Origin of the sequence: Undibacterium sp. Ji42W (genome assembly GCF_049340405.1) — a bacterium.
In the GTDB taxonomy this organism is placed as follows: domain Bacteria; phylum Pseudomonadota; class Gammaproteobacteria; order Burkholderiales; family Burkholderiaceae_D; genus Undibacterium.
Window position 1 is genome coordinate 119,143 of the sequence record NZ_JBMPOV010000014.1, and the last position, 14,646, is coordinate 133,788.

The following is a 14,646-nucleotide window of genomic DNA, read 5'->3' on the forward strand; positions in this document are numbered from 1 at the left end:
TCTGGTAATTCTCTGTATGTCCTGTGATAGTCTCTTGCTAGTGTGTATATAACGCCCTGACCATAAAAATAGAAGACATGAAAATGTAAGTGTCTGTTTCAAGGTACTTTTGGTATTGTATTCTTGTACTTTACACCATTGGCCTCATCTATGCTGCTTGCATTCCCCCTATACATACCCTCTACTGGAGAATTTATGCACTTGCAATGGACATCCTGGTTAACGCTTGCAGTACTCTGCATGTATGTCTGGAATGTGATGACAGTAGGGCGCTTGCGCATGAAGCTGGGGGTCAAGGCACCGGTGATGGATGGCCCGCCAGAATTTTTGCGGGCGGTAAGAGTGCAGGGCAATACGGTAGAGCAAATGGTTTTTTTCTTCCCGGCACTGTGGTTATGCGCGATGTGGGCTAGCGACATACTGGCAGCGTCCCTGGGCCTGGTATGGCTGGTCGGGCGCATCATGTATGCACGGGCTTATCTGCAAGAGGCTGGCAAGCGTTCCACGGGTTTTCTGATTTCTGGCCTGGCCGCAGTTGCGCTGTCGCTGGGCACGGTGGCTGGTTTGATTGGAGTGTTGAAATGAAAGATAAAATTCTTTCCAGTTCTGCCCGTGCTGCCAATGTGCCTGGTCAAGCTCATCAAGCGCTCACACCGTCCGCGTATGCCTCATATATCCTGATGGGTATCGCCTTGCTGCTGGTATTAAAGGCAGGTTTGCTGGTGGCGCTGTTTTCTGGTTTGCTGGTGTTTTCCATTATCCATGTGCTGGCACCGGCCATCGCCCTGCGTTTCAGGCACAAGCAGCCGCGCATGATTGCTGTGGTGTTTTTATCCTTTATCCTGATTACTGGCCTGATCCTGATAGGCTGGGGCATCCATGCTTTCTTGCGCAGTGATGCCGGGAACCTGCAAAACCTGCTGCAAAGGCTGGCAGATATCATTGAAGCTTCGCGCCATCAACTGCCTGAGTGGGTAAGTACTAACCTGCCGGAAGATGTTGAATCCTTAAGAGAGATGATGACGCACTGGCTGCGCGAACATGCTGGCGAGGCCAAGCAGATAGTGCCGGAAGCAGGCCATCTTATCGTACACCTGTTGCTCGGTATGATCATAGGCAGCATGGTTGCCCTGCGTGATGTTACTGGTGACAGTAACCACAAACCCTTTGCTGCCGCCATGTTGAGCAGAATCAGTAATCTGAGCCAGATCTTTCACAAGATCGTGTTTGCCCAAGTGCAGATTTCCCTTATCAATACCGTGTTTACGGCCATTTACCTGGCTGCCATCCTGCCTATGGCTGGCGTCCATCTGCCACTGACCAAGACCATGATCGCCATTACCTTCCTTGCAGGTTTGATTCCTGTCGCAGGTAATATCATTTCCAATACCGTGATTGTGATCGTGGGTTTATCGCAATCACTGAATGTGGCCATTGCCTCCCTGGTATTCATGATTGTGATCCATAAGGCAGAATACTTTTTGAATGCACGCATCATTGGCGCGCAGGTGAATGCCAGGGCCTGGGAATTGCTGACTGCCATCCTCGTCATGGAAACCTTGTTCGGTGTCCCAGGTGTGGTTGCGGCGCCGGTGTTTTATGCTTATATCAAGAAAGAGCTGAGTGACCGGGGTTTGGTTTAAAAGTTGATGCAGAAGCAAAGTAGCTATTTTTTCATTTCAAAGAGGTCAATATGATTTTGGAGTTAGCTGATTTACGCATACAAGCTGGCAAGCAAGCCGAGTTTGATGTCGCCATACAACGTGGTCTTGATGAAGTGATACGTCATGCCCAGGGTTTTCTCGGTTTCAAGGTACAAAAAGGGATAGAGTCGCCAGAACGTTACCTGCTCATGATCTATTGGGCAACGCTGGAAAATCATACCGTTGATTTTCGTGAATCTGCGGCGTTTGCAGAATGGCGTGCTATCGTCGGTCCTTATTTTGCCAGTGCCCCTGTGGTTGAACATTTTGATCTTTTAGCCAAGTCTGCGTGATTTTTTGTGTGGCCTGGGATAATTCCGACTTGATTACGGGCATTTCATCCCAAGCTTATCAAGTCATGATTTGCCTGTGGCGCTGAGGTCGGCGTTCATTTTTGGCAATAGCTTGCTCTCCAAAAGGTCATTATGGTTCCGCATCTCGTCACCGCTCTCAACGGCCCCCTGCTCGATCTTGAAAAAAAGATATTAGAAGCGACACCTGCGATAGAACGCTGGTTCCGTCTTGAATGGCAGGAGCATACGCCGCCATTTTATTGCTCAGTTGATCTGCGCAATGCCGGTTTCAAACTGGCACCGGTTGACACCAATTTATTTCCTGGCGGTTTTAATAACCTGGCATCAGAGATGTTGCCACTGGCCGTGCAAGCGGCGATGGCGGCGATAGAAAAGTATTGCCCGGATGCTAAAAATCTTTTGGTCATCCCTGAAAGCCATACCCGTAATGTGTTTTATTTACAAAACATTGCACGCATGATGCAGATTTTCCGCCAGACTGGCCTGAATGTGCGTCTGGGTTCGCTGTCAGCGGATATCACCGAACCAACTCCTATAGATTTGCCAGATGGCAGCCAGTTGATACTTGAACCATTGGAGCGTTCTGCCAATGGCCGCCGCCTGGGCCTGAAGAATTTCGATCCTTGCACGATCTTGCTGAACAATGATTTGTCAGCGGGCATACCGGCAATACTGGAAGACATCAACGAGCAAACCTTGCTGCCCCCGCTGCATGCCGGCTGGGCTTTACGCCGCAAGAGCAATCACTTTCATGCCTATGATGAAGTAGTCAAGAAGTTTGCCAAGATGGTGGACATCGACCCCTGGATGCTGAACCCTTTCTTTATCAAGTGCAAAGATGTTAATTTCCATGACCGCACTGGGGAAGATACGCTGGTGGCCGCAGTCGATACCATCCTCGCCAAGATACGCAAGAAATACAAGGAATACGGCATCAAGGAAAAACCTTTTGTCATCGTCAAGGCGGATGCTGGGACTTATGGCATGGGCATCATGACGGTGCATGATTCCAGCGAAGTGCGTGACCTCAACCGCAAGCAACGCAACAAGATGTCGGTCATCAAGGACGGCATGGAAGTCAGGGACGTCATCGTGCAGGAAGGCGTATATTCCTTTGAGCAAATCAATGAATCCGTGGCGGAGCCTGTGGTGTACATGATAGACCGTTATGTCGTCGGTGGTTTCTACCGCGTGCATGAAGACCGAGGTGTGGATGAAAACCTGAACGCACCTGGCATGCATTTCGTGCCGTTGGCTTTTGCCCAGCAACATGCGGTGCCGGACATGAAAGCAAAACCTGGCACGGCAGCACCAAATCGTTTTTACATGTATGGTGTAGTGGCGCGCCTGGCTTTGCTGGCAGCGTCACTGGAACTGGAAAAAACTGATCCAAATCCTGAGGTTTATTGAATATCAAATCAGCAACCAAATTATTATTTAGCCAAGAGTATTGAGTACATTCATGAAAATTGCTTTCCTGACCGACCCGCTGTCACAATTCAAGACGTATAAAGATTCCACTTACGCCATGATGGTGGAGGCAGACAAGCGCGGTTACGCGATCTACGCCTTTGGTCCTGACGATATTGCGCTGGACAGCGGCAAAGTGATAGCCAATATCAGCCGTATTACATTGACCGGCGATAGCCAGGACTGGTTCAGGTTGTCTGAGCCTGCGTCATTACCCTTGAGTACTTTCGATGCGGTACTGCAGCGCAAAGACCCGCCATTTGATATGGAATATATCTACGCGACTTATTTGCTGGAACTCGCAGAGCAGCAGGGCGCTAAGGTATTCAATAAACCCGCAGCCATCCGCAATCATAATGAAAAGCTCAGCATTGCCCAGTTCAGCCAGTTTACGGCACCGACACTGGTGACGCGCGATGAGCAACGCATCCGCGCTTTCCATAGAGAACACCAGGACATTATTCTCAAGCCACTCGATGGCATGGGCGGGACCGGTATTTTCCGCATCCGTGAAGATGGCATGAACCTGGGTTCTGTCATTGAAACTTTGACAGTGAATGGCAGCCGTACCATCATGGTGCAGCGCTATATCCCTGAAATTGTCCATGGTGACAAAAGGATATTGCTCATCGGTGGCAAGGTCGTGCCGTTTTCCCTGGCGCGTATTCCGCAAAACGGTGAAGTCAGGGGCAACCTGGCCGCTGGTGGCCTGGGTGTGGCGCAAGACTTGTCTGCCCGTGATCTTGAGATTGCACAGACTTTGGCACCTGAACTTTATCAAAGAGGCCTGTTGCTGGTAGGATTAGATGTTATTGGCGCGAATTTGACAGAAGTCAACGTCACCAGCCCCACCTGTTTCCAGGAAATCACCCAGCAAAAAGGCTTCAATGTTGCTGGCATGTTCATTGATGCACTGGAAGCCGCCATTGCAGCTTAATTTGCAACTGAATTTGTAGTTTAAATAAATGAAAGAGGACGGCCAGCGCTGGCCGCCACAAGAGAGTTAAAGAACGATGGTTGGCATACTTTTAATGACGCATGCACCCCTGGGCACTGCTTTTATGCAGGCTGCCGCACACGTATTCCGTGGCATGCCCGAGCGGTTTGAGGCGATAGACGTGATTGCCGACCAGAATATCGATGAAGTCAATCGCCTGGCGCGTCAAGCAGTATTGCGTCTGGACGATGGTTCCGGCGTGCTGGTGATTACCGATGTCATGGGTGGCACGCCTTCCAATTGCTGCCGGCAACTGGGTGACCCTGACAGGGTAGCGATTATTGCCGGTATCAGCCTGCCCATGTTATTGCGGGCGATAACTTATCGTAGTGATGTACTGGATGTTGTGGTGGAGATGGCGCTGGCCGGTGGCCAGAATGGCGCGATCAGACTCGACAACAGAGTCCGCCTTTCCCCCGGTTAAAAAAGAAAGAAAGTGAAGCATGATCCAACAAGAAATCGAAATCATCAACAAGCTGGGTTTGCATGCCCGCGCATCGGCAAAGTTTACACAAACCGCCAGCAAATTCAAGGCTGAAGTATGGCTGACCCGCAATAACCGCCGTGTCAACGGCAAGTCCATCATGGGTGTCATGATGCTGGCAGCGGGCAAGGGCAGTAAAGTGTTGTTAGAGACCGATGGCGCTGATGAGCAAGCCTGTTTTGATGCGATACAAGCGCTGATCAATGACAAGTTTGGCGAGGGTGAATAAACGAAAAATGACCAGGCATGAGCAACCATGTGTGGCTGATTTTGCATGTCCAGTTCACCAGCGAAACAACTGGTAACTGAGTTGGCAACCAGGTCGGCAACATATCGCAACATATCGCAACATATTTCTCATTGTCGTTTTAACTCTATTCGTTTACCTTGTCCTTCTTTGATTGAATCAGCAAAATCTCTTGCAATAAATGTTGCATGAAGTCTTATGCTTAGCGAACATCTGTACACTAGAAATAAGACAGGGCAGTAGCAGCATACTGCCCGAAGATAAAGAATTTTGGGGGACACAGCATGGCATCTTTTACACTGCAAGGCATCCCCGTTTCACGCGGTATAGCAATCGGGCGCGCCCACTTGCTGCGTCCTGCGGCGCTGGATGTACAACACTACCTGGTCGGGCAAGAGCAGATCGAATCCGAAGTGCAGAGATTGCAACTGGCCATTGCCCAGGTACATAAAGAATTACAGGCTATCTGGTCGGATTTACCGGCAGATGCGCCGACAGAACTTGGTGCTTTCATCGACGTTCATGTGCTGATCCTGTCTGACCCCATGATCTCGGAAGCACCACTCGATATTATCCGCACCCGACACTACAATGCCGAATGGGCACTGGTTAGCCAGATCGATGAATTGTCAGCCCAGTTTGATGAAATTGAAGATGACTATCTGCGTGAACGCAAGGCTGATATACAACAGGTCGCAGAGCGGGTACTCAAGGTATTGACTGGCACCGCTGGCAGCGCCATACGCTCAGAAGGTATTGATGAACGCAATGCCAATATGATCGTGGTTGCCAGGGATATTTCTCCGGCAGACATGATGCAGTTCCGCGATGTTGCTTTCACCGGTTTTGTCACGGATGAAGGCGGACACAATTCTCATACCGCCATCGTTTCGCGCAGCCTCGGTATACCTGCTGTGGTCGGCATGGGCAATGCATCACGCCTGATAGAGCAGGACGACTGGCTCATCATCGATAGTGATGCCGGTGTCGTTATCGTTGCCCCAAGTTCTCTGGTGCTCGAACAATATCGCGACCGTCAGACCATACTGGCCAAAGCCAGGAAAAAACTCCACAAACTTAAAAAGACACCGGCGATTACTCAGGACGGCGTCGAGATCACCTTGCTGGCGAATATAGAATTGCCGCAGGATGCCGCTCATGCGCTGGAGGCTGGTGCCAGTGGAGTAGGCCTGTTCCGTTCAGAGTTCTTGTTCATGGAAAGCAGCGGCCAGCAACACAAGCTGCCGACAGAAGAAGAACAGTTCGACGCTTACCGCACGGCAGTACAAGCCATGAAAGGCAGGCCAGTGACGATACGTACACTGGATGTCGGTGCCGACAAACCGCTGGATACGACTGAGCACAATATCCTTAATCCGGCGCTGGGCTTGCGTGCGATTCGCTATTGCCTGGCAGAGCCACAATTATTCCTGACGCAATTGCGCGCTATCTTGCGTGCGTCGGCCTTTGGCAAGGTCAAGATACTGATACCAATGATGGCCCATGGTTTTGAAATAGACCAGAGCCTGGCCATGATAGAACAGGCCAAGACTGAGTTGCGCAAGGAAGGCAAGGAGTTTGATACAGAGATCGCCATCGGTGCCATGATAGAAATCCCGGCGGCAGCCTTGTCGTTGCCCATGTTTGTCAAGAAACTGGACTTCCTGTCAGTTGGTACTAATGACCTGATTCAATATACGCTGGCAATCGACAGGGCAGACCATGAAGTTGCCCATTTGTATGATGATTTGCATCCGGCTATTTTGCAGCTCTTGCAAATGATCATTACGGCAGGTGAAAAAGCGGGGATTCCCGTCTCCATCTGTGGTGGCATGGCGGGGGATATACGCCTGACCCGTCTGCTGGCAGGCATGGGTTTCCGTGAATTGTCGATGCCGGCAGCGTTGTTGCCAGAAATCAAGCAAGAGATATTGAATACCCGTCTCGATGCCCTGCAAGGTCACGTTAAAAAAATCCTGCGCAGCTATGACTCGGCCACCATCAGGGAAACTCTGGCGGCCATGGGTGCGCAGTTGCCGACTATACATTAACAAGGCTGCACTAAAATTGTAATGCTCTGGTGCGCGGGGTTTGACCTCGGTGCCAGACTTGGTTTATCCTTCACCTATTGCGCCGATTTGAAAATCAGCTTGCGGGCGCGTTTCGGAAAATATCCCGAATGATAAATACGGCTAAAGCGAGCTTGAATGCAGCTTCCCCTTTCCACATTCAGCCCACCTTTTAGCCTTCCTGAGTTTTTTGATAACGGGTTCAATCCCGATGGAAGAGTGTATGTCATCCTCACCTGGATCAGTCGGAGTTGTGGCGCCACAGGCGTTTCAGTTCGACGAGCCTTTGGCCTTACAAAACGGTACCTCAATTGCGGGTTATACCCTGATGGTAGAAACCTATGGTCAGCTCAATGCCGACAAATCCAATGCAGTCCTGATTTGCCATGCCCTGAATGCTTCGCATCATGTCGCCGGTGTGTACGCCGATGAGCCCAAGAACGTGGGCTGGTGGGACAATATGGTCGGGCCTGGCAAACCAGTTGATACCAACCGTTTTTTTGTTATTGGCGTTAATAACCTGGGCTCGTGTTTCGGTTCTACCGGCCCCATGCACACCAATCCTGCGACTGGCAAACCGTATGGTGCAGATTTTCCTGTAGTGACAGTCGAAGACTGGGTCAATGCCCAGGTCAGGCTGGCAGACCGGCTTGGCATTACACAATTTGCCGCCGTCATGGGTGGCTCACTCGGTGGCATGCAGGCACTGGCCTGGAGCATTTTGTATCCAGACCGTCTGCGTCATTGCGTAGTGGTGGCTTCTACGCCCAAACTGTCGGCGCAAAACATTGCCTTTAATGATGTGGCACGCCAGGCGATTTTGACTGATCCCGATTTTCACGGCGGAGACTTTTATGCACATGGCGTAGTACCTCGCCGTGGTTTGCGGGTGGCACGCATGATAGGGCATATTACTTATTTGTCAGACGACGACATGGCCGAGAAATTTGGCCGTGACCTGAAAGGTGGCGACTACCAGTTTGGTTATGGCGTCGATTTTGAAATTGAATCTTATTTGCGTTATCAGGGCGATAAATTCTCGGATTATTTCGATGCGAATACGTATCTGCTCATCACCAAGGCGCTCGATTATTTTGATCCGGCCCGCCATACCGGTGGTGATCTGGCCAAGGCACTCGCGCAGACCAGGGCCAAGTTCCTGCTCGCTTCGTTTACTACTGACTGGCGTTTTTCACCAGAGCGTAGCCGTGAAATTGTCAAAGCCCTGGTCAGCAACAAACGCACCGTCAGTTATGCAGAAATCGATGCACCGCATGGCCATGACGCCTTCCTGCTGGATGACTCGCGTTATCTGAACCTGATCGCTGCGTATTACCAGCGCATAGATGCAGAATTGCAAGCTGAAATACAGGCAGAACTGCAAGCCGAATCGTTGGGAGCCGCAGCATGAATTTTTCTGAGTTAAACGTCTTGCGGCCAGACCTGGCTTTTATTGCTCACTGGATCAAACCGCAGGCACAAGTACTTGATGTCGGTTGCGGCGATGGCGTCATGCTCGATTACCTGCAAAGCGACAAGCAATGTAATGGTTATGGCATAGAAATTGCTGACGACAAGGTGCTCGCCTGCGCCACGCGCGGTGTGAATGTCATACAACAGGATATGGAAAATGGCCTGGGCATGTTTGAAGACAATGCCTTCGATACTGTCATGTGCCTGTCTTCATTGCAGATGATGAAGCATGTAGAACCACTGTTACGTGACATCGCCAGGGTGGGGAATGAGGCCATCGTTTCTTTCCCCAATTTTGGCTACTGGCCACACCGCACTGCCTTATTGCGTGGCAAGATGCCTGTCTCAACATCATTGCCGTATGAGTGGTATGACACACCGAACGTGCGCTGCGCAACGATACTGGATTTTTCTGACCTCGCGACAGAAGTCGGCCTGGACGTACTGGAATGTGTGGCTCTCCATGAAGGAAAGCCAGTGACCTGGTTGCCGAATTTGCGTGGCAGCCTGGCGGTTTTCCGTATGCGAAAAAAATAGGCTGCCTTTCCATCAGGTATTCTTAAAAATCACATGTGAACCTTCATGTTGCTTATTGGTGGTAGCGAACTTGTCTGGCGTTGCCGGGTAAGTTTTTTACCCAGGGCGATGGAGGGTTCTTCCAGCCAGCGGTATGTGCAGTAGGAAAAGGCAATCGTCAACAAGGCAGACATCACAAAGAACAGGTTAGGGTGCGATTGCCAGTCAGTAGGCAAGCTCCTCCAGACGTAGGTGTATAAAGGATAAAAAATCACCGGATGAAACAGGTACATGGAGTAACTGATTTTTCCTAAAAAGCTACCCAGCTTTCCCTGTATCTTGAATACCGTCGTCGTCAAAATGAAAATGGTGATCGCAATCAGTTGTGCAGCCGGGGATCTCAATTGTGCGGTATCCAGTGTCCAGAAGTGCAGGATGTCCCGGCCGGTAAAGATTAAAAAAGTCCAGACCAGCACAAACAAGGCTTTCATTCCAGACGCACTGTCCTTGTTCAGCAACCAGTCGCGGTACAACAGCCCGAAGAACATATAGCCTATGTAACGCAGATAAAACAGGACATTCGCGGAATAGGCCGATACAGTCATCAGGCGATGGAACAATTTAGGTAACAGCAAGACTGCCAGCATCAAGAGCACTATGTTCTTTAAAGAAGTCATTTTTCCGCGCGAAAACAGATAGATACAGAAAAAATAAAACAAGAGTTCCAGTGCCAGGGTCCAGTAAGAACCGATGATGTTGTCGATACCCACAAAAGCCTGGAACATGGTCAGATTGGTGAAAAACATGAGCCAGTCTATGTTATTACCCCCCTGGCTAACGCCAAAACGCCACCACACAAAAATCAGGCCAAGGACAACTGATAGCCAGTAGACCGGATACAGGCGGAAAAAACGGTGTATCACGAAGGTTTTGACTGGTTCTACTGGATAAGTGGACAAGCTGAACGGTACGACAAAGCCGCTAACCATGAGAAAAATACAGACGCCTATTTCTCCTATGCCAATTTGTTTGGAAAAAAAATGCGCGATGGCGACTTCTACGGCATTCAACTGCACATTTGCTTGTGCCATCGAAGCAAAATCAATCGTATGCTGGTAAATCACGAGCAGGGCTGCAAAACCTCGCAGGAAATCGATGTACTGATAGCGCCCTCCTGGGGGCTTGTTGGCTAGGGTATTCATAGAGCTCTTTTCATATTTATAATATTCCTCTCGCTTTCAGGCATGCGTTGCCACGGCGAAAGATGATAAGTAGAACATATATGAAAGTATTTTATTCCAGAAATAGTTATTTTTTTATCAGAAATGTCTATGTACGCTATTTGCATCGGCGATCTGGAGAGCGTTCGCAATCTCTTGTGAACTGATGGATAAAGGATGAACAGGTGATATGACGAGGCTTGTGTTAAATTTTTAAAGAGGACAGGTCTTTAAAAAAACGCGGATAGCTCCCATTTGCGCTTATCATCTTGCGTATCTTCTTTCTACAACCCATCATGAAACTGAGTCACTCTGCCGTCGTATTTGCCAGCCTGTTTGCCCTCGCTGCGCCCGGTTACACGCAAAGCAATGCGCAGCAGGATGGCGTCAAGGTGGGCGAAATGTCTATCTTGCGAAAACTGGCCCCGACTGGTGCTCTGGAGAGTCAGGCGGCGGCGCAGTATGCGCAGACCATGCAGGTCGCTGAACAAAAGCATGCTTTGGGACCTGCCAGCCACCCGCAGGTGATACGCTTGCGGGCAATTGCACAAAAACTGATACCGTATGCGCTGAAATGGAATGAACGGGCGAAACAATGGAAATGGGAAGTCAATCTGATTGGCTCAAAGCAAGTCAATGCGTATTGCATGCCAGGCGGCAAGATCGCGTTTTACACCGGCATCCTTGATACCCTGAAACTGACTGACGATGAAGTTGCCATTGTCATGGGCCATGAAATTGCCCATGCCCTGCGTGAACATGGCGCTGAACGTGCTGGCAAGGCGACAGTTGCAAATGTCGGCATCAAACTGGCCGAATTGTGGGCTGGTGCGAAGGGCTATGACCCCAACATTGCGGGCGGCGTAGCTGGTGGGGTCGCCAAGTTTGGCATGCTGGCATTTTCCCGTGGTGACGAAACGGAGGCTGACATCGTTGGCCTCGATATTGCCGCCAGGGCGGGTTATGACCCGCGTGCTGGTGTTGCACTCTGGCAAAAAATGGGCATGGTCAGTAAAGGTGCTCCACCACAATGGCTGTCTACCCACCCCGCAGGTACTACCCGTATTGCAGAAATCCGCAACCACTTCCCGGAAGTCATGCCTTTATATGCGCATGCCAAAGGCGTCAGTATCAGCGCCTTGCCGCCCTATCAAACCAATGTCAAAGGCATTGCTCCCGTCGTATATTTGGGAAAGTAAGTATTTTTCAAACAAAAACAGTATTCAAATGGCAATTTGTCGCACAATTGTGACAAAAACTTGCCCCTAAGACCACTTTGTCATCATCCTTTAATAATTGGATGGGACACTCTGCAAGTTCAAAATTTTATGTGATAGACTATTTTCACATATCAAAATATCTGATCGACAGACATTTGCCCCGGCAAATTGCTCAAGTTTAAAGATGTCACTAGGAGATAGACGCACTGTAAAAAGGTCCGTCTGTTTTTTGTTTAGAAATAGCAATCGTTTGCGTCATTTGAAACTTTCAATTTTCAAAAATAGCAATCGTTTGCGCGGAAAAATTGGCCGAGATTTTTTCTAATGTGACATGTCATCGCAGGTGTTTGTTGTGGAATTACAACCAGTTACAAAAAAAAGCCAACATATTTGGCAAAAAAACGAGCGGTGAAGGGGATGTCATCAGGCAGTTGCGGTGGCTTGAGATGATAAACGGGGTTTTGCACTATTTTTTTATTTCCATTTGTAAAATGATTCGGGAGCTTCAATGAAACAATCAAACAAATCGTCCGCATTTCCATCGCGCTTGTCGATGGTTGCAGTCGCATGCCAACTGGTATGCCTGAGCATGTCCACTGCTTATGCGCAGCAGACAGAATCCACTGAGCAACCTGATGCAAATCGCGTCACCATCACCGGCAAAAAAGTCGGTATGGGCTTGATGGTTCAAGAAAATGCACCAAAAGCACGTAGTACGATCACTGCAGAAGAATTGGCCAAACAGCGTCCTACAGGCAATGCCTATGAAGCGCTGGAACTGATGCCTGCGGTCAATAGTTTCAACTATGATGCAACTGGTTTGTTTGGTGGCGGTTTGACACTGCGCGGATTTAACAGTGACCAGATCGGTGCCACGATCAATGGTGTACCAGTCAATGACTCTGGTAGCTTTTCTGTGTTCCCACAAGAATTCGTGGATCAGGAAAATACCTGTACTCAATTCGTGACTCAAGGTTCAACTGACGTTGACTCTCCACAAATTGGCGCAACAGGCGGTAACTTTGGTATCGTTACTTGTGATCCAACCAAGGAAAAACGTTTCCGCGTTATGCAAACACTGGGTGGTTTGAAACTGTCCAAAACTTTCCTGCGTTACGATACTGGTTTGTGGGCTGATGGCCGTTCCCGTTTCTTTATCTCTGCTTCCCATGCGCAAGCTGACAAATGGAAAGGCGAAGGCGGTGCTGACCGTAATCACGTAGATGTTGGTTATCGCATCGATTTCGACAAATTCAATTCCATCAATGCAATTCTGTTGTACAACCGTGCAATCAACCAGAACATCAGTACATTCAATCTGGCTGATCTGGCAAAAAATGGTTACTACTACGATTATTCAACCAAATTTGCTGGTCATGTCACACCGACCAAAGGCAAGGCTGACAATGATCCTACTGTAGCCAATGCTGACACGTACTACCAACTGACAAAAAATCCGTTTGAAAACGCGATTTTCTCTGTCACTGGCAAATTCCGTATCAATGAAAACACCGATGTCAAAGTCATTCCTTACTTCTGGTATGGTTATGGCACGGGCGGCGTACAACAACGTCTGCAAACTGAATCTGCATTCCTGAACCCTGCTACAGGCAAGTTGACAGCTGGTGTCGATTTGAACGGTGATGGCGATACATTGGATAAAGTGATTGTTGCCAACAGTAGCGTGACACGCACTAACCGCCCTGGTGTAACAGCTTCCGTTGTTCACACTATCGACAACCACCAAATCCTGGCTGGTGTCTGGTATGAACGTGCAACGCATGAACAGTTCGGCCCTATGGTTGCTGTTGATGCCAACGGCAATGCATCTGACATCTGGTTGAAGGATGGCCGTATCACTCGTCCTGATGGCACGCCTTTCCAAAGCCGTGACTGGAAAACCATCAGTACTGCTTACCAGTTCTCCTTGCAAGATACAATCAGCCTGTTGAATGACAAGCTGAGCATCAATATTGGTGTACGCGTTCCTACCATGAAACGTGACTTTACTAACTATGCGAATGAAGGCACCAATTCAGGCGTCACTTACAATATTGAACGTACTTACACCAAAGCTTTGCCGCAGTTGGGTGCACGCTATCAGCTCGATAATAACAATCAGATCTTCGCCAGCCTGGCGCGTAACATGAAGGTACCGCCAAACTTTGTCTATTCAACGACAAATAACGCGAAAATCAATCCTGATGGTAGCGTAGGCTTCGCAGAAGTTCCACCAGAAACTTCTTACAACTTCGATTTGGGTTATCGTCTCCAAAGTGACAGGCTGACAGCGTCGGCAACGGTTTACACAGTAGACTTTACTGACCGTCAGGCAACTGCTTTTGATCCTGTCTCTGCTCAAAGCTCGGTTACCAATGTTGGTAAAGTAAAAACCAAAGGCTTTGAAATTGAAATGGGTAACACTCCAGTCAATGGTTGGTCTTTCTATGGTTCCGTTGGCTATGCGAAGAGCGAAATCAAAGACGACCTGCAAGTGGCAAAAGGTGTCTACATTCCAACAGCTGGTAAGGCGATGACCTTGACGCCAGAATGGAAAGCTGGTTTGAGTGCGCAATACGAAACAGCAGTCTGGTACACACGTCTGAAAATGAAATATACAGGCAGCCAGTTTGCCACCATGACGAATGATGAATTCGTACCTGGATACACATTGCTGGGTTTTGATGCTGGTTATCAATTCCCGAACACCAGCTGGTTCAAAAAACCAACAATTCGTCTGAGCATCAGCAATATCACGAACGAAAAATATCGTAACCCATCCAGTTTTAACATCACCAATGCAGTCGCCTATCCAGGCGCTTCTGCCAAAGGTGTGTTCTACTACTTGGGCGCACCACGCTTTAGTTCGGTAACTTTCCAGGCAGATTTCTAATCTGAGGGAAGACGTGGTGAAGCAAAATCTCACCACACAG

Annotated in this window: 13 protein-coding genes; 12 read left to right on the forward strand and 1 reads right to left on the reverse strand. The window is 49.1% G+C overall.

Annotation, left to right across the window (positions count from 1 at the left end; all coding sequences use genetic code 11):
* Positions 1-195 precede the first annotated feature (195 nt).
* The 10 genes from ACO0LG_RS25655 to metW all read left to right on the forward strand — a co-directional run bounded on the left by ACO0LG_RS25655 (position 196) and on the right by metW (position 9,294).
* Entirely contained in the window at positions 196-585 is a 390-nt protein-coding gene (locus ACO0LG_RS25655) for an MAPEG family protein (protein WP_423030791.1), read from the forward strand.
* On the forward strand, positions 582-1,643 hold the full coding sequence (locus ACO0LG_RS25660; RefSeq protein ID WP_423030793.1) for an AI-2E family transporter: 1,062 nt from the start codon (positions 582-584) through the stop codon (positions 1,641-1,643). Before ACO0LG_RS25655 ends, ACO0LG_RS25660 begins: the two co-directional genes overlap by 4 nt.
* Positions 1,644-1,693: 50 nt before the next feature.
* Positions 1,694-1,996 (forward strand): antibiotic biosynthesis monooxygenase family protein, encoded by a 303-nt coding sequence (locus ACO0LG_RS25665; protein WP_423030795.1) that lies wholly within the window; start codon positions 1,694-1,696, stop codon positions 1,994-1,996.
* A 132-nt stretch (positions 1,997-2,128) separates the two neighbouring features.
* Positions 2,129-3,427 (forward strand): glutamate--cysteine ligase, encoded by a 1,299-nt coding sequence (gshA, locus tag ACO0LG_RS25670; RefSeq protein WP_423030797.1) that lies wholly within the window; start codon positions 2,129-2,131, stop codon positions 3,425-3,427.
* 52 nt (positions 3,428-3,479) lie between these two features.
* Positions 3,480-4,424 (forward strand): glutathione synthase, encoded by a 945-nt coding sequence (gene gshB, locus ACO0LG_RS25675; RefSeq protein WP_423030799.1) that lies wholly within the window; start codon positions 3,480-3,482, stop codon positions 4,422-4,424.
* Between the two features lie 76 nt (positions 4,425-4,500).
* The gene (locus ACO0LG_RS25680; protein WP_423030801.1) at positions 4,501-4,908 is read left to right on the forward strand and encodes a PTS sugar transporter subunit IIA; all 408 of its coding nucleotides are present in this window, start codon (positions 4,501-4,503) and stop codon (positions 4,906-4,908) included.
* 19 nt (positions 4,909-4,927) lie between these two features.
* Positions 4,928-5,197, forward strand: coding sequence for an HPr family phosphocarrier protein (locus tag ACO0LG_RS25685; RefSeq protein ID WP_423030803.1), 270 nt, complete (start codon positions 4,928-4,930; stop codon positions 5,195-5,197).
* Positions 5,198-5,499: 302 nt separating this feature from the next.
* Entirely contained in the window at positions 5,500-7,266 is a 1,767-nt protein-coding gene (gene ptsP, locus ACO0LG_RS25690) for a phosphoenolpyruvate--protein phosphotransferase (protein WP_423030805.1), read from the forward strand.
* A 241-nt stretch (positions 7,267-7,507) separates the two neighbouring features.
* The gene (gene metX / locus ACO0LG_RS25695; RefSeq protein WP_423030807.1) at positions 7,508-8,695 is read left to right on the forward strand and encodes a homoserine O-succinyltransferase MetX; all 1,188 of its coding nucleotides are present in this window, start codon (positions 7,508-7,510) and stop codon (positions 8,693-8,695) included.
* Complete coding sequence (gene metW / locus ACO0LG_RS25700) at positions 8,692-9,294, forward strand: methionine biosynthesis protein MetW (RefSeq protein ID WP_423030809.1); 603 nt, start codon at positions 8,692-8,694, stop codon at positions 9,292-9,294. The genes metX and metW overlap by 4 nt, the downstream gene beginning before the upstream one ends.
* A gap of 29 nt (positions 9,295-9,323) precedes the next feature.
* On the opposite strand, the gene ACO0LG_RS25705 is transcribed toward metW, so the two are convergent.
* Positions 9,324-10,475 carry an acyltransferase family protein gene (locus ACO0LG_RS25705; RefSeq protein WP_423030811.1) on the reverse strand — a complete coding sequence of 384 codons (1,152 nt, stop codon included), beginning with the start codon at positions 10,473-10,475 and terminating at the stop codon, positions 9,324-9,326.
* Between the two features lie 314 nt (positions 10,476-10,789).
* Here ACO0LG_RS25705 and ACO0LG_RS25710 point away from each other — a divergent pair, with 314 nt between their 5' ends.
* Both ACO0LG_RS25710 and ACO0LG_RS25715 read left to right on the forward strand, forming a co-directional pair.
* Positions 10,790-11,692 carry a M48 family metallopeptidase gene (locus ACO0LG_RS25710; RefSeq protein WP_423030813.1) on the forward strand — a complete coding sequence of 301 codons (903 nt, stop codon included), beginning with the start codon at positions 10,790-10,792 and terminating at the stop codon, positions 11,690-11,692.
* 529 nt (positions 11,693-12,221) lie between these two features.
* Positions 12,222-14,606: a TonB-dependent receptor gene (locus ACO0LG_RS25715; RefSeq protein ID WP_423030815.1), complete on the forward strand. Its 2,385-nt coding sequence runs from the start codon at positions 12,222-12,224 to the stop codon at positions 14,604-14,606.
* Positions 14,607-14,646: the final 40 nt, after the last annotated feature.

What these genes read in the sequence shown, in the direction of transcription:
- ACO0LG_RS25705 (WP_423030811.1), bottom strand. Translation starts at nt 10,475, where the DNA reads ATGAATACCCTAGCCAACAAGCCCCCAGGAGGGCGCTATCAGTACATC.
- ACO0LG_RS25710 (WP_423030813.1), top strand. Translation starts at nt 10,790, where the DNA reads ATGAAACTGAGTCACTCTGCCGTCGTATTTGCCAGCCTGTTTGCCCTC.
- metW (WP_423030809.1), top strand. Translation starts at nt 8,692, where the DNA reads ATGAATTTTTCTGAGTTAAACGTCTTGCGGCCAGACCTGGCTTTTATT.
- gshB (WP_423030799.1), top strand. Translation starts at nt 3,480, where the DNA reads ATGAAAATTGCTTTCCTGACCGACCCGCTGTCACAATTCAAGACGTAT.
- gshA (WP_423030797.1), top strand. Translation starts at nt 2,129, where the DNA reads ATGGTTCCGCATCTCGTCACCGCTCTCAACGGCCCCCTGCTCGATCTT.
- ACO0LG_RS25660 (WP_423030793.1), top strand. Translation starts at nt 582, where the DNA reads ATGAAAGATAAAATTCTTTCCAGTTCTGCCCGTGCTGCCAATGTGCCT.
- ACO0LG_RS25685 (WP_423030803.1), top strand. Translation starts at nt 4,928, where the DNA reads ATGATCCAACAAGAAATCGAAATCATCAACAAGCTGGGTTTGCATGCC.
- metX (WP_423030807.1), top strand. Translation starts at nt 7,508, where the DNA reads ATGTCATCCTCACCTGGATCAGTCGGAGTTGTGGCGCCACAGGCGTTT.
- ACO0LG_RS25680 (WP_423030801.1), top strand. Translation starts at nt 4,501, where the DNA reads ATGGTTGGCATACTTTTAATGACGCATGCACCCCTGGGCACTGCTTTT.
- ACO0LG_RS25665 (WP_423030795.1), top strand. Translation starts at nt 1,694, where the DNA reads ATGATTTTGGAGTTAGCTGATTTACGCATACAAGCTGGCAAGCAAGCC.
- ACO0LG_RS25655 (WP_423030791.1), top strand. Translation starts at nt 196, where the DNA reads ATGCACTTGCAATGGACATCCTGGTTAACGCTTGCAGTACTCTGCATG.
- ACO0LG_RS25715 (WP_423030815.1), top strand. Translation starts at nt 12,222, where the DNA reads ATGAAACAATCAAACAAATCGTCCGCATTTCCATCGCGCTTGTCGATG.
- ptsP (WP_423030805.1), top strand. Translation starts at nt 5,500, where the DNA reads ATGGCATCTTTTACACTGCAAGGCATCCCCGTTTCACGCGGTATAGCA.